Source organism: Thioclava sp. F34-6 (genome assembly GCF_002213235.1).
Taxonomy (GTDB): domain Bacteria; phylum Pseudomonadota; class Alphaproteobacteria; order Rhodobacterales; family Rhodobacteraceae; genus Thioclava; species Thioclava nitratireducens.
The window spans coordinates 311,561-329,912 of sequence record NZ_NBOA01000007.1; the positions used below are offsets into that span (position 1 = coordinate 311,561).

Genomic DNA, 18,352 nt, shown 5'->3' on the forward strand with positions numbered 1-18,352 from the left:
GATGAAACTCTATGACACCGAACTCACCTCGGCGCTGCTTCTGGGCACGGCGCAATATCCCTCGCCCGCGATCCTGTGCGAGGCGATCCGCGCCAGCGGCTGCGAGGTCATCACCGTAAGCCTGCGCCGCGAGGCCACGGACGGCGCGGGCACGCAGTTCTTGGACATGCTGCGCGAGACCGGGATGCGGGTGCTGCCCAACACCGCGGGCTGCCATTCCGCGCAGGAGGCCGTCACCACCGCGCGGATGGCGCGCGAGGTATTCGGCACCGATTGGATCAAGCTGGAGGTGATCGGCCATGCCGACACGCTGCAACCCGATGTCTTCGCGCTCGTCGAGGCGGCGGGGACCCTTGCGCGCGATGGCTTCAAGGTCTTTCCCTACACCACCGATGACCTGATCGTCGGAGAGCGGCTGCTGGAAGCCGGCTGCGAGGTGCTGATGCCATGGGGCGCGCCGATCGGCTCGGGGCAAGGGCTGCGCAATCCCGATGCGCTGCGCGCGATGCGGGCGCATTTCCCGACCGTGCCGCTGATCGTCGATGCGGGGGTCGGGCGGCCCTCGGATGCGGCGCAGGCAATGGAGCTGGGGATGGACGGGGTGCTCTTGAACACCGCTGTGGCGAAAGCCGGCGACCCGGTCGGCATGGCACGCGCGATGGCGCTCGCGGTGCAGGCGGGTCGTGCGGGGCATCTTGCCGATCCGATGGAGCGGCGCGACATGGCCGTGCCCTCGACCCCGGTTCTGGGGCTGGCGGAGTTGATGTGATGGAGCGGTTCTACCTGATCGCCTCGAATGTCGCGCAGCTGGAGCGTCTGGTGCCGCAGGGCGTCCGGCTGGTGCAGCTGCGGCTCAAGGACGTCCCGCCCGCCGAGACCCGCCGCCAGATTGCGCGGGCGCGGGATGTCTGCGCCCGCCACGGCGCGCAGCTTGTTGTGAACGACTATTGGCAAGAGGCGCTCGACCTGGGCTGCAGCTTCGTCCATCTGGGGCAAGAGGACATGGATACGGCCGATTTCCCTGCGCTGCGCCGCGCCGGGATACGCTTCGGCCTGTCGACCCATGACGAGGCGGAGCTGGACCGGGCGCTCGGGCAGGACCCGGCCTATGTGGCGCTCGGACCGGTCTATCCGACGAAGCTGAAGAAAATGAAATGGGCGCCGCAGGGGCTAGAGCGCGTGACCCGCTGGAAGGCCCATGCAGGGGCCGTGCCGCTGGTCGCGATTGGGGGGCTGACGCCAGAGCGCGCGCGCGGTGTGCTTGCGGCTGGGGCCGACAGCCTTGCAGTCGTCACCGATATCCAGCAGGCGCCCGACCCGGAGGCGCGGGTGCGCGCGTGGCTGAAGGTCTGCGCACCATGAGCCGCTATGCCCGCCAGATGATCCTGCCCGAGATCGGCGCAATGGGGCAGGCGAAGCTGGCTGCCGCGCATGTTGCCGTCATCGGGGCCGGGGGCTTGGGCTGTCCGGTGCTGCAATATCTCGCCGGGGCGGGCGTGGGACGGCTGACGATCTTCGATCCCGATCGGGTCGAGGAAAGCAACCTGCACCGCCAGCCGCTCTATCGGATGGCCGATCTCGGACGCCCCAAGGTCGAAGCCGCGCGCGACGCGCTGCGCGCCCTCAACCCGCAGATCGCGGTCGAGGCGCGCGCTACCGCGCTCGGGCCGCGAAGGGCAGAGAAGATCGCGGCGGAGGCAAATCTGGTGATCGATGCCGCCGACAGTTTCGCGGTGTCCTACATCCTTTCCGATGCTTGCCTGAGGGCGCAGACCCCGCTGATCTCCGCGAGCGTGCTGGGCCAGACCGGCTATGTCGGCGGCTTTTGCGGTGAGGCACCCTCGCTGCGCGCGGTCTTCCCGGACCTTCCCGCCTCCGGCGCGAGCTGCGCCACGGCGGGCGTGCTGGGCCCGGTGGTTGGTGTGATCGGCTCGCTGCAGGCGCAGATCGCGCTGCGCGTGCTCCTCGGGGCCGACCCGCCCGCCTTGGGCCGGATGCTCACCGCCGATCTGGCGGAGCTTTACTTCGGCGGGTTCAGCTTTCTCGGCACGCCCGAGCCGGAAAGGCCGCTGCGGTTTGTGTCGGCCGACATGCTGTGTGAAGGCGATCTTGTGGTCGACCTGCGCGGTGAAGACGAAGCGCGCTCGCCGATTTCCGCCGGGGCCGTCAGGCTGCCCGGTTCGGAACTGACGGCGCTGGAGCCCACCTCCGGTCAGCGGGTCGTTCTGTGCTGCGCCTCGGGCCTGCGGGCGTGGCGGGCCGCGCGCGATCTTCAAGAACGCGGTTTCGAGGCGCTCGCCTTGCTTGCCGCCAAGGCGGATGGGTGATGCAGCGCCGGAGGTTCCCGCGTCGAGGCCGCGTGCGGCGCGGCCGGTTCAGTTCAGCCGCTGCAGATGGCGCGTCAGAATTGCGGCGGCGGACTTGGCGTCCTGACGCCGGATCGCGCTCATGATGCCGTGGTGATCCTTGTCGATGCGGGGGCGCCAGCGAGCGCGGTAATGAACGAGGATGTAGCGGGCCGCGAGGTTCTGCATGTTCTCGACCGATTCCAGCAGGCGCGGCATCTCGCAGGCCTCGTAGATCTTGATGTGGAACGCGCGATTCTGCTCTTCCCAGTCGTAGATGTTGGAAGCCTGATCGCAAGCCTGACGTAGCTCGTCTGCCTGTTGCACCTGTGCGGGCGTGAGGTTGGGCACCGAGTGCAGAAGTGTGAGCGGTTCGAGCGCCAGCCGCATGAGTTTCAGCTCGCGCTGCGCCAGTGGATCCAGCGGCGCGACGTGAACCCCCTTGTTGGGCCGGGACACCACCAGCCCGCGCGCGGACAGTTTGAGCAGGGCTTCGCGGACCGGCACATGGCTCACGTTGAACTCTGCGGCGACATAATCCTGCCGGAGACGTTCGCCCGCGATCAATTCGCCGCGAATGATGCGGCGGGCCAGTTCGTCGGCGATCAGGTCGGGGGTGGGCGCGGCAGGAATGGTCTCGGACTTTCAAGGGGGCGTGTGGGCCGAAGGTCAGGGCATGCGGGCAATACAGCAGGACGGATGGTAGGTCAAAGTCAGAGGGCCGTCTCGGTCCATCCGCTTCATCAGGTGACGCAGGCGCGGCGCCGACAGTTTCCCGCCCATCAGCCCGTTGACCCCGGTCGCGCGAAGATGCCCGAACAGTGCCCGCGCATCGGGGAAATCCAGACGGATGGTCTCGTCCCACGCGGCGATCACCTCCATGTGCCGGGGCATGTCGTGGCACAGTCCGTCCGCGTCACGATAGGAGGGGGCACCCGCGGCAAGCCCCAGCCGTGCGAGTTCCGGGAAATTCCCGGGACCGAAACTGGTGACGGCGAGAAGCCCGCCGGGGACGAGGGTGTCGGACGCCTTGCGAAGGAGTTCACGCGGCGCGGCCAGCCATTGCAGCATCGACGTCGAGGCGACCAGATCAAGGCGATCCGGCAAATCGATTTCGGTCGCATCCCCCCCGAGGGCGTGGACGCGGGTCCGCTCTGGCCATTGCAGATCGGGCAGCGGCGCTGCGAGGTCGTTGAGCCAGATCTCCCGTGGCTCCAGCTGCAGAAGGTGGCGCGTCAGAAGGCCGGTGCCATGGCCAAGCTCGATAACCCGCGCCCCGCGTTGCATCATCGGGGTCAGGCGTTCGCTCAACCGTGCCGCGATCCGGGCCTGAACCGAGGCTGCCCCGTCATAGCTTGCCAAATGGCGCGCGAAGGCTGCGGCGATACGCTCTTTCATTCGATGATCTCCTGCCAGTTCCGCCAGTGGGCGAACGGGAAATGGCCCGTGTCGACCCAGTCGATCGGCTGGCCTGGCCAGGCAGCGGTCATCGCGTCGGCGGGGAAGATGCGATCCTTGCGCGCCGCGATGATCCGGTCGAACGCGCCGACCGGCGCCGGGGGCCGAGCCCTGAGCGCGCGCAGCTCGTCGCCCAATGCGGCAAGGTCGGGCGCCTGCGGCCGCGGCAGCCCCGCGCGGCGCGCGAAGCGGGCAAGGCTCTGGCGGTCAAGGCCGGCGAGGGTGCCGTCATAAATGTCCGCGCCGATGGTGCGGCGTGGGTCGGTCGCGCCGCAGATCGCGATGGCACGCTCGGGGCGCAGACCACCCAGATGCCGCGCCGCCACTGCCACGCCCATCGAATAGGCGACGAGCGTGATCCGGTCATGCCTCCCTATCCATGCGGGATCGAAGGTTTCGTTACGGTAATCGCTCAGGATCAACAGGTCACTGTCGCCTGCCAGAAGTTCGATCGCGGCGGTCTCCGTGGCCCAACCGGAATAGAACATCACCAGATGCGGATGCCCCCGCTGCCTGATCCAACGCGCCCGCATCAAAGCCCCTTCGCAATGGTGAGCATGGCATGGGTGACGCGGCTCAGCTCGTCAGGTTCGATGCTCAGGGGCGGCATGGCGTAGAGGAGCCGTCCCAAGGGACGCAGCCAGACACCGCTTTCCATGCAGAACCGGTGCACGCGACCGACGGGCAGCGGGGCCTCCATCTCGATGACGCCGATCGCGCCGAGCGTGCGCAGGTCGCGAACGCCCGTCATGGCTCGGGCTGGGGCCAGTTCGGTGGCGAGCTGTGTCTCGATGGCGCGGGCTCGGGCCGACCAGTCGCGGCCTTTCCACAGATCCATGGCCGCCGAGGCAACGGCGCAGGCCAGCGGATTGGCCATGAAGGTCGGGCCGTGCATCAGGGCGCCGACAGTCGCGGCCAGCTCCTTGGTCGTGATCGTGGCGGCGAGGGTCATCATGCCGCCGGTGAGCGCCTTGCCGAGGCAGAGGATGTCGGGGGTGACGCCTGCCGTCTCCATCGCGAAATCGGCCCCCGTGCGGCTGAACCCGGTGGCGATCTCGTCGAAGATCAGGTGGATGCCGAAGTGGTCGCACAGGGCGCGCAATCCGCGCAGGTAACCGGGGTGATGGAAATGCATTCCGCCGGCTCCCTGAACGACGGGTTCGATGATGAAGGCCGCGATGCGGTCGCCGTGGGTGCGGAACAGCGTCTCCACTTCTGCCAGCCCGTTGCGCACGGGATCCTCGCTCCACTGCGCGTCGAAGGAGATCGGCGGGCGCGATACGAAGTGCTGCGCCGAGAGGGCGCGTCCGAACTGGGCGTGCATGCCGGTCTCGGGATCGCTCAGGCTCATCGCCTTCCACGTGTCGCCATGATAGCCGCCCCGCGCGGTCGCGAGATCCGTACGGTGGGGATGGCCTCGGTTCACCTGCGACTGGGCGGCCATTTTCACCGCCACTTCGACCGCGACCGACCCGCTGTCGGAATAGAAGATCTGATCGAGCCCGGCGGGCATCGTCGCGACGAGCTGTCTGGTGAGATCGATCACGGGCTGATGGGTGAGGCCTGCGAACATCACATGCGGGAGAACCTCGGCCTGATCCTTCAGCGCCTGAACGAGGGGCGCCGGCGCATGGCCAAAGGCCGCGGCCCACCACGAGGACATGGCGTCGATCATCCGTCCCCCGTCGTCGCGGGTCAGCCAGATTCCCTCCGCCGCAACGATCCTGTGCAGGCGCTGCGGGCGGGCGCGCTCGGTATAGGGGTGCCAGACATGCGCCTGTTCGAAAGCCATATCCTTCATCACAGTGTTCCCCGGATGCGATCGAGATCGAGCCGCCGGGCCGCATCGCGCAATCCTTGTGTCGTCAGATCGGACATGACGGGTAGGCGGCCCAGCGACGGCAGCTCGGCGATGCGGCAGATGGTGTCCTGACTGTCGGCCACCTCGTCGCCGACGAAGGCGATACCGACGAGCGGCACGCCCCGGGCGCGCAGGGCTTCGATTGTCAGCAGGCTGTGATTGATCGTGCCGAGCGTGGTCCGCGCGACGACGATCACGGGCGCGCGCCAGTCCGCCATCTGGTCGGCATAGAGACGGTTGCCGTTCAAGGGCACCAGCGCACCGCCCGCGCCTTCGATGACGAGCGGGCCTTTCACCTCGGGCAGCTCCAGAGAACCGATCTCAACCCGGTCCAGCCTCGCCGCGAGATGGGGAGAGGCCGGGGTGCGCAGACGCCATGCCTCCGGCAGGGTGGGCCGCCCCGTGAGCCGCGCGACGGTTTCGCTGTCGGTTTCCTCGTCCAGCCCGGCCTGCACAGGCTTCCAATAGCTCGCCTGAAGCGCCAATGTCAGCGCCGCGCTGAAGACGGTCTTGCCGATGCCGGTATCGGTGCCGGTGACGACGATGGGTGAGGTCATGGGGTAAGCTCCGGTGCAAGGGTGGACAGGGTGCCGAACAGGGTGTCGATGTCGCGAGGCCGCAACCCGCCCGTCAGCGAGATGCGCAGCCGTGCCGTGCCTTTGGGGACCGTCGGCGGGCGCACGGCCCGCAGGTCGAGCCCCGCCGCCTGCAGCCCCTGCGCGAGACGGATAGCGGCATGATCTTCGCCGACGATCAGCGGTATGATCTGGCTGCCGTGATGTTGCAGGCCGATGCTTTCCGCCGCACGATGGGCGTGCTGGCGGAGCGCTGCGGCATGGTTTCCCCATCGCGGCTGGGTTTGCAGCAGATGCAGCGAGTGCCGGACGGCCGCCGCCATCAGCGGCGAGGGCGCCGTGGCATAAATGAAGGGCCGCGCCCGGTTGATCAGGGTTCGGATTACCACGCTGTCGGCGCAGATCAGCGCCCCGCTCGCGCCGAGCGCCTTGCCGCAGGTGTGGATCACGATCATGGGCACGTCGCAGCCCGTCGGGGCGAGCCCTCGGCCGTCGACGCCGTAGAGACCCGTCGCATGGGCTTCGTCGAGGATCAGGGTGGCGTCATGGTCCCGGGCGATCGCGACGAAATCCGCCAGCGGCGCGAAGTCGCCATCCATCGAGTAGAGCGTCTCCAGGGCCAGCCAGACCCGGCCTTTGCCGCCATGCTCACGCCAGCTCCGGATCTGGGCGGCGGCGTCCTGGGCGTCGTTGTGGCGAAAGCTGCGCAGGTCCGCCGCGCCGAGCCGCATGCCCTCGTGCATGCTGGCGTGGACCAGCGCATCGTGCAGCACCAGATCGCCGCTCATCGGCAGACAGGTGAGGATCGCCTGATTGGCCTGAAAGCCACCGCCCATGTAGAGAGAGGCGTCCGCCCCGAAGAACGCGGCGGCTTCGGTTTCGAGCCGCTCGAATTCCGCGTCATTGCCCCGCAGCAGCCGCGAGCCGCCCGAGCCCACCGGAATCCCTCGTGCCAGCGCGTCCGTGATGCTTTGGGCGAGTTCCGCGGAGTCGCGCAGTCCCAGATAGTCGTTCGACGCGAAATCGAGACCTTTGCCGGGGATCAGCTCCCGAAGCCGCCCTCTCGCCTCGAGCTGCGCGAGGCGAGAGGCGTGACGAGGATAGGCGCTCATGGCTGATCCGCAGTTTCTGGCAACGCCTCGGGCACCAGTCCGAGACGGGCGAAGAGCAACGCGTCCTTGCTGTCCTCGGGGTTGTCAGCCGTCAACAACGTGTCGCCCACGAAGATCGAGTTCGCCCCCGCGAAGAAGCACATCGCCTGCAGCTCATCGGACATCGCGCTGCGCCCCGCAGAGAGACGGACATAGGAGCTCGGCGCGAGTATCCGCGTCGTGGCGATGGCCCGCACGAGCTCGAACGGATCGAGCGGCGGCGTGTCGGCCATCGGGGTGCCGGGCATCGGGATCAGCAGGTTGATCGGGATGGATTTCGGCGGCTCCGGCAGATCGGCGAGGGTCTGGATCATGCTGATGCGATCTTCCGCCGTCTCGCCCATGCCCAGAATGCCGCCCGAGCAGACACTGATCCCGGCCTGCCGCACGCGCTCGAGCGTCTCGATCCTGTCGGCGAAGCTGCGGGTCGAGACGATGGAGGCATAGAACTCCTCGGAGGTGTCGATGTTGTGGTTGTAGTAATCGAGCCCCGCCTGCCTGAGCTGTACCACCTGTTCGTCGTCCAGCATCCCGAGGGTCATGCAGGTCTCCAGCCCCATCGCCTTGACCCCCTCGACCATGGCGATGACCGCGGGCATGTCGCGTGGCTTTGGCGAGCGCCACGCCGCCCCCATGCAGTAGCGCGTGGCGCCTGCCGCCTTGGCCTTGCGCGCTTCTGCAAGGACCCTCTCCACTTCCATCAATTTCGATGCGCTGAGCTCGGAGCCGTTGCGCGCCGACTGTGCGCAATAGGCGCAATCCTCGGGGCAGCCTCCGGTCTTGATCGAAAGCAGCTTGGCGCATTGGATCCTGTTCGGATCGAAATTCGCCCTGTGCACGCCATGGGCGCGGGACAGCAAGTCCATCAGCGGAAGATTATAGATTTTATGTGCGCGATCTTTCATGACGACCCATGTTTTGACTGTGGTCGTCAGAAGATGACGCGGCGCGGCATATCTCAATTTGCAAAGAAATCTATTGTCGGCGCGCTTTGGGGGTCGTCTAAGAGTATGAAATAAAATAAAAATCAATGAAGCCGCTGCCCGGTCGAGGTGCAGGGAGGCGCAAACGCTAACTATTATCTATAATCAGGCCGGCGGTGCCGCGATGTGCGGATGGGCACCACCTCGCGGCCTCTGGTGCGCGGCGCCTTTTTTCTGTCGCTCGGAAAAAAGCGGCCCCTCGCCGCGCGGTCGGGTGGTCAACGGAGCCCGGGCTTCAAGCGCGGGGCCGGGGAAACCGATACACGCTTCTCTCGATACCGTCGGGGAATCTCTCTCTGGCGACCTGTTCGCCACCGAGCTTTTCGGTCAGGCGCTGAGCGGCTTCGTTCTCGTCTCGCATATGCGTTTCCACCGCGTCCCAGCCATTATCCAACGCCCATGTGATCACCCCTCGCGACGCCTCGGCGGCGATCCCGCGGCGCCGGGCATCGCGCGCGATCCACCATGTCAGCTCGTGGCGGGGCCAGCCGTTGGCGTGAACGATGCCGCATGTTCCGACACATCGCCGTTCTTCGACGAGGTCGATCGCCCAGACACCGTGCCCCCGAAGCACCCAGTGGCCGACATCCGCCGTCAGTCTCGCCCAAGCCGCAGCGGGCGACAGCGGCCCGCCATAGAAGCGGGAGGCCTCCGCGTCGCCGAAGAAATCGCAATAGACCGGGAAATCCTCTTCGACAGGAGCCCTCAGCAAGAGCCGATCCGTCTCAATTCGGGGAACCCAGTCAGGGAATATGTCTGTTCGAGCGCGCATGAAGATGACGCTACCGCCTCCTTTTGAACGACGGAAGCGATTGCGTGCCCTCTTGCGAGCGCGCGCCAGAAGTTGATCCTGCGTGATCTCGAGGCGTCGAGACTGGGATGCGATCTTCGCCCGGATTCAGGAGGAACGCCTATCGCCTCCGCATCGCTCGAAGCCAAGAAAAATTGGGGTAAAGCGCCGGTTCCAATTTGCCCGGTTTGCGGGGCGCTGCCCTCTTTGTGCGCCCGGATTTCCATCTGACGGACCAACGCGCGCGCCCTTGCGGCGGAGAGGTCCTTCCTTTAGATGCCCGCTCAACCGGTCGCAGCCTACCCGGTCATCAAAACAAGGGTTCAAAAATGAAGACTCTCGTCATCTGCTCGGGCGGACTCGACTCCGTTTCGCTCGCTCATATCGTCGCCGCTGAGGGCAATCTCACACGGCTCGTTTCCTTCGATTACGGCCAACGGCACCGCAAGGAGCTTGATTACGCCGCCGCCGCCGCGCGCCGTCTGGGCGTGCCGCATCACCTTATCGACATGCGCCCAATCGGGGCCGCGCTGACCGGATCGGCGCTGACCGACGATATCGACGTGCCCGACGGGCATTACGCCGAAGAGACGATGCGCATCACCGTCGTCCCGAACCGCAACGCGATCATGCTGGCAATCGGCTTCGGCGTAGCCGCGGCGAATGGCGACGAAGCGGTGGCGACCGCGGTCCATGGAGGCGATCACTTCATCTACCCCGATTGCCGGCCTGCCTTCACCGAGGCTTTCGATGCGATGCAGCGCATGGCGCTCGACGGTTATGCCGATGTGCGGCTGGATACGCCTTTCGTGCATCGCTCCAAGGCCGACATCGTGGCGGAGGGCGCCAGACACGGCACGCCCTTTGCCGAGACTTGGTCTTGCTACAAGGGAGGCGAGGTGCATTGCGGGCGCTGCGGCACCTGTGTCGAGCGGCGAGAGGCGTTCCATCTGGCGGGCGTCGAAGACCCGACCGTCTATGCCGATCCCGATTTCTGGGCCAAGGCCGTCGCCGACAAGGAGGCGCGCTGATGTTTCGCATCCGCAAGGAATTCCACTTCTCCGCCTCGCACCAGCTTGCCCATTTGCCCGACGATCACCAATGCGCGCGGCTGCATGGGCATAATTATATCGTCGTCGTCGAGCTGGCTGCCGCGACGCTCGATGCGAACGGGTTCGTGCGCGACTATCACGATCTGAAACCGCTCAAGACCTATATCGACGAGAGTTTCGATCATCGGCATCTCAACGATGTGATGGAGGTGCCTTCGACCGCCGAGAACATGGCCAAGCATTTCTACGACTGGTGCAAGGCGCGCTGGCCCGAGACCAGCGCGGCGCTGGTCAGCGAGACGCCCAAGACCTGGGCGGAATACCGTCCATGACGACGCTGCGCATCGCCGAGATTTTCGGCCCGACCATTCAGGGCGAAGGCGCGCTGATTGGCGCGCCCACACTCTTCGTGCGCGCGGGCGGCTGCGACTACCGCTGTTCGTGGTGCGACAGCCTCCACGCGGTCGAGAGCGCCTATCGCCATACATGGGCTCCGATGAGTTCCGAGGAAGTCTGGGCAGAGCTGCGCCGCCTGTCGGGCGACCGCCCGCTGACGATCTCGCTCAGCGGCGGGAACCCGGCCATTCAGGATTTCGGACCGCTGATCGCGCTTGGGCGAGCCGCCGGCTACCGCTTCGCCTGCGAGACGCAGGGCTCTGTCACGCGGCCGTGGCTCGGCGATCTGGATACGCTGGTGCTGTCGCCGAAGCCGCCCTCGAGCGGGGAGCAGGTCGATTGGGACGTCTTCGCCGATTGCGTGTCGGCCGGACGCTCTGCCGGCAGCACCGTAATGAAGATCGTGATCTTCGACCGTGCGGATTATGATTGGGCCAAGGACGCCCATGCCCGTCACCCCGATCTGCCGCTCTATCTTCAGCCGGGCAATCCCGAGGTCGATCCGGACGTCCCGGTCGATCCGCAGGCGCTTGCCGACCGGCTGGGTTGGCTGACGGAAACCGCCATGGCGGACCGCTGGTTCGCCCCCCGTATTTTGCCGCAGCTGCATGTCCTGATCTGGGGCAACAAGCGCGGCGTCTGATCCATCGGAGACCCAAATGACCAACTCGATCTACAGCGATCTCAAGCAACTCGGCGGCGCGACCCGCATCCCGGCAAGCCCCGAGGAGGCCGAGCTCGAACGGGTGAGCAACCCGCAGGCCGATATCAGCTACAACGTCCGCTTCACGGCGCCGGAGTTCACCTCGCTCTGCCCGATGACGGGGCAGCCCGACTTCGCGCATCTGGTGATCGACTACGTGCCCGGACAGTGGCTGGTGGAGTCGAAATCGCTGAAGCTCTATCTGACGTCGTTCCGAAATCACGGCGCGTTCCACGAGGATTGCACGATCTCCATCGCGCGGCGGCTGGCGGATTTCCTCGAGCCGCAATGGCTGCGCATCGGTGGCTACTGGTATCCGCGCGGCGGTATCCCGATCGACGTATTCTGGCAAACCGGGGCAATGCCCGAGGGAGTCTGGATTCCCGATCAGGGTGTTCCGCCCTATCGCGGGCGCGGCTGACCTTCGCCGCGTCCCGGCCTCGGGGTTTATTCTTAGAGCCTCGCCCCGGGGCCGTGCCTTTGCATGACGCTCGCCGGACCTGTCGAAGTTATTCTACACGGACCAGCGTCCACATCCCCATGACGTAGTGGCCGGGGATGTTGCAGTAGAGGATGTATTCGCCCGGTTTCAGCGTCACCGTGAGCGAACCGCTCTGACCGGGATCGAGCTCGGAGACCTCGCCGAGATGGCCGGCCTTCTCTTCGTCGACCCGCATTTCGTCCTTGTTATAGGGCAGTTCCTCGGTCGCGCTCTTGACCGGGGCCACGATCATCTCGTGCACGGTGCCCTTAGAGTCGTTCTTGACCTCGAAGGTAACCTTGCCCGCAGGCACGACCGCCGGTGTCGCGGTGACGCCCATCGTCGCCTTCGAGACCCGCTCGCCGGCGCCAGCCATGTTGAAGCCCATGGGCGGCAATTGTCCCAGATCGTCCATCGCGTTGTCGCCCTTGTCCCAGAGCGAGACCTGCACGGTGGCGGGATCGGCGGCCATTGCGGGCGTGATCGTCAGCGTCGGCAAAGCGGCGAGGGCGAGTGCGAGGGTGGTGCGTCTTGTGAGTTTCATCTTCTATTCCCTTCTCGGTGTTGAGGTTTCGACCTTCGAGAAGAGGGATAACGTGTTTGGCGGAGGGTCCGTTTTGACCCAGATCACGTCTCACGCCACTGTGACGGCCGGGCCGAAAACGGAGGAACGCTGTGAAGAGGGCTTCCCTCAGGCGAGGGTGCGCCGCGCGCCCTGGGCATGCCCGCGCAGGGCGACGCGGCTCAGGAGGCCAGTTTTCGCTCGGTCGCGAAGGGGCTGAGGCCCAGCCAGCTCTGCATCGAGGCCACAACGTCTCGAGACCCGTCGAGATCGAGTTTCCGGGCGGCTTTCGACACGGTGGTGAGGCCCATCCAGATCTCTGTCATCGTGCGCAGATCCGTCGTGACGAAAAGATCCACGTCGAAGCCCGGATCGACCTGACACAGATCGACATCGCCGCTCGCCTCCACGATCAGCCACCATGAGGATTTCGACGCCGCGAGCTCGGGGAACCGGAAATTGAGGACGGTTCGCCCCGGCGGAAGCGGCGCCGGATCGAGATTGCGGCGCATGTCCCACATCAGCAAAGACACGTCGAGCCGTTCCAGAGACGGCTCGGATTCCACCCATTTCTGCCCCCAGATCCCGAAGGCCTCGACAACCGGCAGAAGGTCCTTTCCTGCGTCGGTCAGGAGATAGTCGACAGCCTGAGAGCCTTCGACAGGATGCCGTTCGACGATCCCGGCCGCTTCCAGTTCCCGCAGGCGCTGTGCGAGCAGGGTGCGCGACATCCGCGGAACGCCGCGCCTGATATCGTTGAAGCGCGTCGATCCCGCCACGAGCTCGCGCACGAGGACGATCGTCCATCGCGTGCAAAGGATTTCGGCCGCCATCGCGACGGGGCAAAACTGGAAGTAGCTGGCGTTGGACATCGGAGATCTCCTCCATGGCTATTTCCAGCATAGCACGAATTGCGATTCCTTTAGTCGGCTTCGTGCCCATGCTCTCCGCTCGGGCAGGCCGGTCCAGTTTCGCCACTGGTTTGAGGCTCGCCGCGCGCTCATCCTTTCAGAACCGCAAGCAAGCGAAACGCGGCAGACGCGCAAGGGGTAGAGCGCGTCGCCGTGCGCCATGGTCTCAGAGGGAGGAAGACATGTCGGATATCATTGAAATGAACGGGCTGGACGGCACGCGCAAGAAAATCACCGGCGCGGACCGGGAGGCCCTTGCCGCCGCCTTGCGCGGCGAAACCCTGATCGAGGGAGACGCAGGCTATGACGCCGCGCGGTCGATCTGGAACGGGATGATCGACCGCAAGCCGGGGTTGGTCGTGCACGCGATGGGGGCCAGCGACATCCAGAGCGCGGTCGCCTTTGCCAAGGAAAAGGGACTTCGGATGGCCGTGCGGTCCGGCGGCCACCAGATCGCCGGTCTCGCGGTCGAAGAGGGATCGCTGATGCTGGACCTGTCGGGCATGCGCTCGGTTCACGTCGATCCCGAAGCCGGGACCGTCCGGGCCGAGCCGGGCGCGACGCTGGGCGACGTCGATCGCGAGTCGCAGGTGCATGGGCTTGCCGTGCCCGTCGGCGTGAATTCGACCACCGGGATCGCGGGGCTGACGCTTGGCGGTGGCTTCGGCTGGATCACCCGGAAATACGGGATGACCGTGGACAATTTGTTGTCGGCTGATGTGGTGCTCGCCGACGGGCGCTGCATCCGGGCCTCGAAGACGGAGCATCCGGACCTCTTCTGGGCGCTGTGCGGCGGGGGCGGGAATTTCGGGGTGGTGTCCTCCTTCGAATTCCAGGGTCACGCCATCGGCACCGAGGTTCTGTCCGGGCTCGTGATTCATCCCTTCGCGGCGGCCGCCACTCTGCTGCCGAAGTTCCAGGAGATATGCGACAAGGCGCCGGACGAGCTGACGGTCTGGTCGGTCCTGCGCAAGGCGCCGCCGCTGCCGTTCCTGCCGGAGGACTGGCACGGGCGCGAGGTGCTGATCTTCGCGGCCTGTTACGTGGGTGATATGGCCAAGGGCGAAGAGGCGATGCGGGAGCTGCGCGCCCTCGGCACGCCCATCGTCGACGTGATCGGCCCGCATCCCTTTACCGGATGGCAGGCGGCCTTCGATCCGCTGCTGACGCCCGGCGCGCGCAATTACTGGAAGAGCCGGGACTTCCTGAAGCTCGGCCGCGGCACGATCGAGGCGATACTCGGCGCGGTTGAGGAGCTTCCCGATCCGCAATGCGAGATCTTCATCGCCCATGTCGGCGGCGCAATGGCCCGCGTCCCCTCCGACGCGACCGCCTATCCGCAGCGCGACAGCCACTTCACCATGAACGTCCACACCCGCTGGGACGACCCGGCGAAGGATGCGGACTGCATCGGCTGGGCGCGCGACCTGTTCGACGCCACGGCGGCGGATGCGGCGCCGAGCGTCTACGTGAACTTCCTGCCCGCGGATGACGCGGGTCGCCTCGCCGAGGCCTATGGCGGAAACCTGAACCGGTTGCAGGAGATCAAGGCGCGCTACGACCCGACGAACCTCTTCCGAGTCAATCACAACATCCAGCCGCAGCAGGTGCGGCAGGCCGCGCAATGAGCCGTCGCTCCCCGGACGCGAATGCGCCCCGGGGCCACGGCCTCCAGACAGCAAGGAGCTAGAACGATGGAACAGACTCTCTACGAACGGCTCGGTGGAAAGCCCGGGATCAAGGCGCTCGTCGACGATGTCCTCGAGGCGCATATGGTAAACCCCGCAATCAGCGCCCGTTTCCTGCCATACCGCGAAAGGCCGGACGACCTGAACGACGCCAAGGCGCAACTCTGTGCGTTCTTCGGCGCGGGCAGCGGCGGCCCCGAGCCATATAGCGGACGCGACATGGTGACGGCGCATCGCGGCATGAATATCAGCACGAGCGAATACATGGCCGCGATCGACGACATCATGTCGGTCCTTGCGGCGCATGAGGTCGACGAGATGACCCGCAAGGACGTGCTGATGATCGGCTATTCGCTCAAGGGCGATATTACGAACCAATGAACGTGTCGGACGGGCGGGGGGATCTCCGCCGCTCCCGCGCGATCGCGCGCTGCCTTTTGAAGCGCGCCTACGCCGCCGCGCGGTCGTCGGCCCCGTCCAGCAGCAGACGGATGATATCGGAGCGGGTTAGGATACCTGCGAGACGGCCCTCCCGCGTCACCGGCACGACCTCGGTTCCCTGCGCCGCGAGACGGTTGAGAAGGGTGCCGACGGGCAGGTCATGGGCGACCGCGCGGTCGGGCGAACGCATCACCTCCGAGACGGTGCGGGGCCGGTCCCGCCGCGGCAGGGCGCGTGGCCGAGCGGCGACTTCGTCGAGAAGATCCGCCTGAAGCACGAGGCCGCAGAGCCGGGTCTCGGCGTCGATGACAGGAAGGCTCTTGATGGCATGGGCGCGAAACAGGCGCGCGGCCTCCGGCAGCGGTGTGTCAGGGCGCACCGTGATGAGATCGGTGGTCATGATGTCGGCGCAGGTCGTGCCGTCGAAGCGGTGCTGCGCCGCCTCGGCCTCTGCGGCGGCCAGCAGCCGCCCGAGATCCGCCACCCCGAGATTGGCCGTCTGATTGAACCGGTCGAGCAGTTCGCCCAGCTGCGCGCTCGATAGTCCCAGCCGCGGCGGCGCATCCGCCGCCGGCTCCGTCTCGGGCTGGCGGAACGGGTAGACCCGCCCGCTGGCCCGGTTATAGACGATCGCGGCAAGGACCAGCGTGGCGGTCGTCAGTCCGACTGGCACCAACGCAAAGAGCGGTCCGATCTCGAGCGCATGTGTCGGATCGAGCGCGGTCAGCAAGGCGACGGCACCGCCCGGCGGGTGCAGCGCGCGCACGAACATCATAGCGGTGATCGCGGCGCCGACGGCAATCCCCACCGACCATGAGCCGGGCAGGCTGCGGACCACGAGCAGCGCGACCAAGGCCGAGGTGACGTTGCCGACGATCGCCGACCACGGCTGCGCAAGGGGCGAGTTCGGAACGCCGAACACCAGCACCGCCGTCGCCCCGAGAGGCGCCACGAGATAGAGCGAGGAAAGCCCAAACCGTGCGCCGAGGCTCACCACGAGGGCGCAGAGGCTGATGCCGAGCAGCGCCCCGAGGCCCGCCCGGATCTGTTCGCGCCCGTGGAATGCCGGCAGCGCCGGAGCGAGATGATGCCATGCCCGCATGGGAAAGCCCTTCCAGCTGGCCGAAAATCAGTCGAATCGCGTTTGTATGCGTCAGAAATGGACGGGAAGGGAACGGGCGCGCCCGCGGAAAAGGACGCTGATCCGCGCGCCACGCAGAATTCGGGATGCCGGTTCCGCGTGGCGTCTGCGGCGGCAAACAATGTTTGCCCGGGGCCGCTCGTGCCGGCTCGCGGGTGACCGCGTCATGCGATGGGGGTTTACCGCGCCAACTGCCCGGGAGGCGCTTTCCGGAGCAAGGTATTCTGGTCGATCATGAATTCGGTGGAAATTGCGTAAGCCGCGGCGCCCATGGCGCGGATGACCGAGCCGAAATGCCCTGCGTGGATTTCTGGGTGATAGACTCCTTGCAGATCGAGGCGCGAGAAATGCCGGTCGACCTCCGCCACCAGCCTGTCGCGGATATCTTGCGGAAACGCGCCGTCGATGATGACGGCTTCGAAATCGATCACAGCCTGGGCGGAGACGATCGCATGGGCGAGGCTTCTCGCCGCGCGCGTGATCCAGAGCGAGAGCGCAGGCTCGAGAGGCGACCAGTCGGCACGGTCGTCCTGAATCCGTTCGGGGTCGGTCTGCCGTTCCGCCAGAAGGCGCTCGAGCACAGAGAGCGAGGCATGGTCGATCAGGCGGTGGCCGCCGGGCTCGTCGGGAATTCGCAGCGGCCCGAAGCCGCCGGAGTTTCCCGACCGCCCGGAAAACACGCTGCCATTGAGAACGACGCCGCCCCCGATGAAGGTGCCGACGAAGAAATAGACGTAGTCCTGCTTGTCGGTGGGCGGTCCGAAAACCAGCTCTCCACGGCAGGCCGCGGTGCCGTCATTCTCGACGGAGATCGGCCCGGGAAGCAGCGATGCGAGCTCGGTGCGGGCGTCGAAACTGCGCCATTTCTCCAGCTCGTCGGTCGGCGCGTCGAAGTCCTCGGCCCAGTGCCACAGCTCGGAGGGGATCGCGATTCCGCTGGCATCCACGTCCTCGCGCTTCAGTTTTGCCGAGCGCAGCAGCGGGCGGAGATTGTCCTTGATGAAGGAGACCAACGCCGTCCGGGTCGGGAAGCCGTGGCGCGCCGAGCGGCGGGCCAAGACGGCGCCGGTAAAGTCGACCACGACCATGTCGAAGCTGCTTCGGCCGATCTTCAGGCCGAGATAGTGTTTCGCTTCTGGGTTGAGGCGCATCGGCACGGAGGGCTGGCCCACGCGGCCCCGCACCGGATCGCCGCGCAGCAACAGGTCGTCCTGCTCGAGCGCCTTGAATATCTCTGAGACCGCGTTGGCGGACAGCCCGGTCGCGCGGGTCGCCTCGGCTTTCGTCAGCGTGCCGTGGCGGCGGATCAGATGGAGCACGAGACGCTCGTTAAGATCTCTTACCGTGAGTTGGTTGGTGCCCATGAGCGGCACGGCATTCAGGGTTTTGTCGGGGCGTGCTGTCGTCATCTCTCACCGGCGGGGAAGGTCACGCGGCTTAGTCCTGCGTGGTTCGTGGGTGATCGGATGCTACGCGGCGGCCCGGAGGGGCGCAAGCGACATCGAAAATTTGACCTAAATAAAAATTCATCCGGAAGTTTTTATTGACAGATGGGAGCTCCGGGCGCTAGCTCTTGGTGACTTCGGGGAAGGGAGGAGGCTTCGCCGGCGGTGCCGCGGCATCGTGAATGCGGGTGCGACGCGCATCCCGATCGGACGCGAGAAAACTTTTCCATGAAGTTTCAATGGATGCACTGAATGCATCTCAGCAAGGGAGGAGACCTGACATGAAGAAGACAACCGCGATTCTGGGAGCGACGGCGCTTGGTCTGATGGCGACCGGGGCCTGGGCGGAGACGACCGCCTGCCTGATCA

21 protein-coding genes are annotated in these 18,352 nt (G+C 66.2%); 9 read left to right on the plus strand and 12 right to left on the minus strand.

Annotated features, from left to right (window positions below):
- Position 1 precedes the first annotated feature (1 nt).
- Genes B6V72_RS16460 through B6V72_RS16470 form a run of 3 tightly spaced genes read left to right on the plus strand, consistent with a single transcriptional unit; the run spans position 2 to position 2,327 of the window.
- Positions 2 to 769: a thiazole synthase gene (locus B6V72_RS16460; protein WP_088736039.1), complete on the plus strand. Its 768-nt coding sequence runs from the start codon at positions 2 to 4 to the stop codon at positions 767 to 769.
- Entirely contained in the window at positions 769 to 1,362 is a 594-nt protein-coding gene (locus B6V72_RS16465; RefSeq protein WP_088736040.1) for a thiamine phosphate synthase, read from the plus strand. Before B6V72_RS16460 ends, B6V72_RS16465 begins: the two co-directional genes overlap by 1 nt.
- The gene (locus B6V72_RS16470; protein WP_088736041.1) at positions 1,359 to 2,327 is read left to right on the plus strand and encodes a HesA/MoeB/ThiF family protein; all 969 of its coding nucleotides are present in this window, start codon (positions 1,359 to 1,361) and stop codon (positions 2,325 to 2,327) included. Before B6V72_RS16465 ends, B6V72_RS16470 begins: the two co-directional genes overlap by 4 nt.
- Before the next feature lie 48 nt (positions 2,328 to 2,375).
- On the opposite strand, the gene B6V72_RS16475 is transcribed toward B6V72_RS16470, so the two are convergent.
- From B6V72_RS16475 to B6V72_RS16510, 8 genes are all read right to left on the minus strand, one after another.
- On the minus strand, positions 2,376 to 2,978 hold the full coding sequence (locus tag B6V72_RS16475) for a GntR family transcriptional regulator (protein WP_088723040.1): 603 nt from the start codon (positions 2,976 to 2,978) through the stop codon (positions 2,376 to 2,378).
- Between the two features lie 36 nt (positions 2,979 to 3,014).
- Positions 3,015 to 3,743, minus strand: coding sequence for a methyltransferase domain-containing protein (locus B6V72_RS16480; protein WP_088736042.1), 729 nt, complete (start codon positions 3,741 to 3,743; stop codon positions 3,015 to 3,017).
- Positions 3,740 to 4,336, minus strand: coding sequence for a pimeloyl-ACP methyl esterase BioG family protein (locus B6V72_RS16485; protein ID WP_088736043.1), 597 nt, complete (start codon positions 4,334 to 4,336; stop codon positions 3,740 to 3,742). The genes B6V72_RS16480 and B6V72_RS16485 overlap by 4 nt, the downstream gene beginning before the upstream one ends.
- A complete protein-coding gene (gene bioA, locus B6V72_RS16490; RefSeq protein WP_088736044.1) occupies positions 4,336 to 5,604 on the minus strand; it encodes an adenosylmethionine--8-amino-7-oxononanoate transaminase in 1,269 nt (422 codons plus the stop codon). Before bioA ends, B6V72_RS16485 begins: the two co-directional genes overlap by 1 nt.
- The gene (bioD, locus tag B6V72_RS16495) at positions 5,604 to 6,221 is read right to left on the minus strand and encodes a dethiobiotin synthase (RefSeq protein WP_088736045.1); all 618 of its coding nucleotides are present in this window, start codon (positions 6,219 to 6,221) and stop codon (positions 5,604 to 5,606) included. The genes bioA and bioD overlap by 1 nt, the downstream gene beginning before the upstream one ends.
- A complete protein-coding gene (locus B6V72_RS16500) occupies positions 6,218 to 7,351 on the minus strand; it encodes an 8-amino-7-oxononanoate synthase (protein ID WP_088736046.1) in 1,134 nt (377 codons plus the stop codon). Before B6V72_RS16500 ends, bioD begins: the two co-directional genes overlap by 4 nt.
- Positions 7,348 to 8,295, minus strand: a complete 948-nt coding sequence (bioB, locus tag B6V72_RS16505; protein WP_088736047.1) for a biotin synthase BioB — start codon at positions 8,293 to 8,295, stop codon at positions 7,348 to 7,350. The genes B6V72_RS16500 and bioB overlap by 4 nt, the downstream gene beginning before the upstream one ends.
- A gap of 313 nt (positions 8,296 to 8,608) precedes the next feature.
- Positions 8,609 to 9,085, minus strand: a complete 477-nt coding sequence (locus B6V72_RS16510; RefSeq protein WP_240497746.1) for a GNAT family N-acetyltransferase — start codon at positions 9,083 to 9,085, stop codon at positions 8,609 to 8,611.
- Between the two features lie 407 nt (positions 9,086 to 9,492).
- Here B6V72_RS16510 and queC point away from each other — a divergent pair, with 407 nt between their 5' ends.
- The 4 genes from queC to queF are packed head-to-tail and all read left to right on the plus strand — an operon-like array spanning position 9,493 to position 11,735.
- Complete coding sequence (gene queC / locus B6V72_RS16515) at positions 9,493 to 10,194, plus strand: 7-cyano-7-deazaguanine synthase QueC (protein ID WP_088736049.1); 702 nt, start codon at positions 9,493 to 9,495, stop codon at positions 10,192 to 10,194.
- Positions 10,194 to 10,547, plus strand: a complete 354-nt coding sequence (gene queD / locus B6V72_RS16520) for a 6-carboxytetrahydropterin synthase QueD (protein ID WP_075777282.1) — start codon at positions 10,194 to 10,196, stop codon at positions 10,545 to 10,547. The genes queC and queD overlap by 1 nt, the downstream gene beginning before the upstream one ends.
- Positions 10,544 to 11,254: a 7-carboxy-7-deazaguanine synthase QueE gene (gene queE / locus B6V72_RS16525; RefSeq protein ID WP_088720572.1), complete on the plus strand. Its 711-nt coding sequence runs from the start codon at positions 10,544 to 10,546 to the stop codon at positions 11,252 to 11,254. The genes queD and queE overlap by 4 nt, the downstream gene beginning before the upstream one ends.
- Positions 11,255 to 11,270: 16 nt before the next feature.
- Entirely contained in the window at positions 11,271 to 11,735 is a 465-nt protein-coding gene (gene queF, locus B6V72_RS16530) for a preQ(1) synthase (RefSeq protein ID WP_075777284.1), read from the plus strand.
- Positions 11,736 to 11,823: 88 nt separating this feature from the next.
- Here the strand turns inward: queF and B6V72_RS16535 are convergent, their stop codons facing one another.
- Both B6V72_RS16535 and B6V72_RS16540 read right to left on the minus strand, forming a co-directional pair.
- Positions 11,824 to 12,339: a plastocyanin/azurin family copper-binding protein gene (locus tag B6V72_RS16535; RefSeq protein WP_077701104.1), complete on the minus strand. Its 516-nt coding sequence runs from the start codon at positions 12,337 to 12,339 to the stop codon at positions 11,824 to 11,826.
- A 200-nt stretch (positions 12,340 to 12,539) separates the two neighbouring features.
- On the minus strand, positions 12,540 to 13,229 hold the full coding sequence (locus tag B6V72_RS16540; protein WP_088723052.1) for a helix-turn-helix domain-containing protein: 690 nt from the start codon (positions 13,227 to 13,229) through the stop codon (positions 12,540 to 12,542).
- A gap of 221 nt (positions 13,230 to 13,450) precedes the next feature.
- Between B6V72_RS16540 and B6V72_RS16545 the strand changes: the two genes are divergently transcribed.
- On the plus strand, positions 13,451 to 14,896 hold the full coding sequence (locus tag B6V72_RS16545; protein WP_088736050.1) for an FAD-binding oxidoreductase: 1,446 nt from the start codon (positions 13,451 to 13,453) through the stop codon (positions 14,894 to 14,896).
- A 66-nt stretch (positions 14,897 to 14,962) separates the two neighbouring features.
- Complete coding sequence (locus B6V72_RS16550) at positions 14,963 to 15,337, plus strand: group 1 truncated hemoglobin (RefSeq protein WP_088723054.1); 375 nt, start codon at positions 14,963 to 14,965, stop codon at positions 15,335 to 15,337.
- A 67-nt stretch (positions 15,338 to 15,404) separates the two neighbouring features.
- Here the strand turns inward: B6V72_RS16550 and B6V72_RS16555 are convergent, their stop codons facing one another.
- Together B6V72_RS16555 and B6V72_RS16560 are read right to left on the minus strand one after the other, a co-directional pair.
- Entirely contained in the window at positions 15,405 to 16,499 is a 1,095-nt protein-coding gene (locus B6V72_RS16555) for an HPP family protein (RefSeq protein WP_088736051.1), read from the minus strand.
- A gap of 218 nt (positions 16,500 to 16,717) precedes the next feature.
- Positions 16,718 to 17,947, minus strand: a complete 1,230-nt coding sequence (locus tag B6V72_RS16560; RefSeq protein ID WP_088736052.1) for an ROK family transcriptional regulator — start codon at positions 17,945 to 17,947, stop codon at positions 16,718 to 16,720.
- Between the last annotated feature and the right edge of the window lie 405 nt (positions 17,948 to 18,352).

Coding starts and splice junctions, on each gene's coding strand:
- B6V72_RS16540 (WP_088723052.1), bottom strand. CDS start 13,229: ATGTCCAACGCCAGCTACTTCCAGTTTTGCCCCGTCGCGATGGCGGCC.
- queD (WP_075777282.1), top strand. CDS start 10,194: ATGTTTCGCATCCGCAAGGAATTCCACTTCTCCGCCTCGCACCAGCTT.
- queE (WP_088720572.1), top strand. CDS start 10,544: ATGACGACGCTGCGCATCGCCGAGATTTTCGGCCCGACCATTCAGGGC.
- bioA (WP_088736044.1), bottom strand. CDS start 5,604: ATGAAGGATATGGCTTTCGAACAGGCGCATGTCTGGCACCCCTATACC.
- B6V72_RS16550 (WP_088723054.1), top strand. CDS start 14,963: ATGGAACAGACTCTCTACGAACGGCTCGGTGGAAAGCCCGGGATCAAG.
- B6V72_RS16535 (WP_077701104.1), bottom strand. CDS start 12,339: ATGAAACTCACAAGACGCACCACCCTCGCACTCGCCCTCGCCGCTTTG.
- B6V72_RS16470 (WP_088736041.1), top strand. CDS start 1,359: ATGAGCCGCTATGCCCGCCAGATGATCCTGCCCGAGATCGGCGCAATG.
- bioD (WP_088736045.1), bottom strand. CDS start 6,221: ATGACCTCACCCATCGTCGTCACCGGCACCGATACCGGCATCGGCAAG.
- B6V72_RS16485 (WP_088736043.1), bottom strand. CDS start 4,336: ATGCGGGCGCGTTGGATCAGGCAGCGGGGGCATCCGCATCTGGTGATG.
- B6V72_RS16500 (WP_088736046.1), bottom strand. CDS start 7,351: ATGAGCGCCTATCCTCGTCACGCCTCTCGCCTCGCGCAGCTCGAGGCG.
- queF (WP_075777284.1), top strand. CDS start 11,271: ATGACCAACTCGATCTACAGCGATCTCAAGCAACTCGGCGGCGCGACC.
- B6V72_RS16460 (WP_088736039.1), top strand. CDS start 2: ATGAAACTCTATGACACCGAACTCACCTCGGCGCTGCTTCTGGGCACG.
- bioB (WP_088736047.1), bottom strand. CDS start 8,295: ATGAAAGATCGCGCACATAAAATCTATAATCTTCCGCTGATGGACTTG.
- B6V72_RS16555 (WP_088736051.1), bottom strand. CDS start 16,499: ATGCGGGCATGGCATCATCTCGCTCCGGCGCTGCCGGCATTCCACGGG.
- B6V72_RS16480 (WP_088736042.1), bottom strand. CDS start 3,743: ATGAAAGAGCGTATCGCCGCAGCCTTCGCGCGCCATTTGGCAAGCTAT.
- queC (WP_088736049.1), top strand. CDS start 9,493: ATGAAGACTCTCGTCATCTGCTCGGGCGGACTCGACTCCGTTTCGCTC.
- B6V72_RS16545 (WP_088736050.1), top strand. CDS start 13,451: ATGTCGGATATCATTGAAATGAACGGGCTGGACGGCACGCGCAAGAAA.
- B6V72_RS16560 (WP_088736052.1), bottom strand. CDS start 17,947: ATGACGACAGCACGCCCCGACAAAACCCTGAATGCCGTGCCGCTCATG.
- B6V72_RS16465 (WP_088736040.1), top strand. CDS start 769: ATGGAGCGGTTCTACCTGATCGCCTCGAATGTCGCGCAGCTGGAGCGT.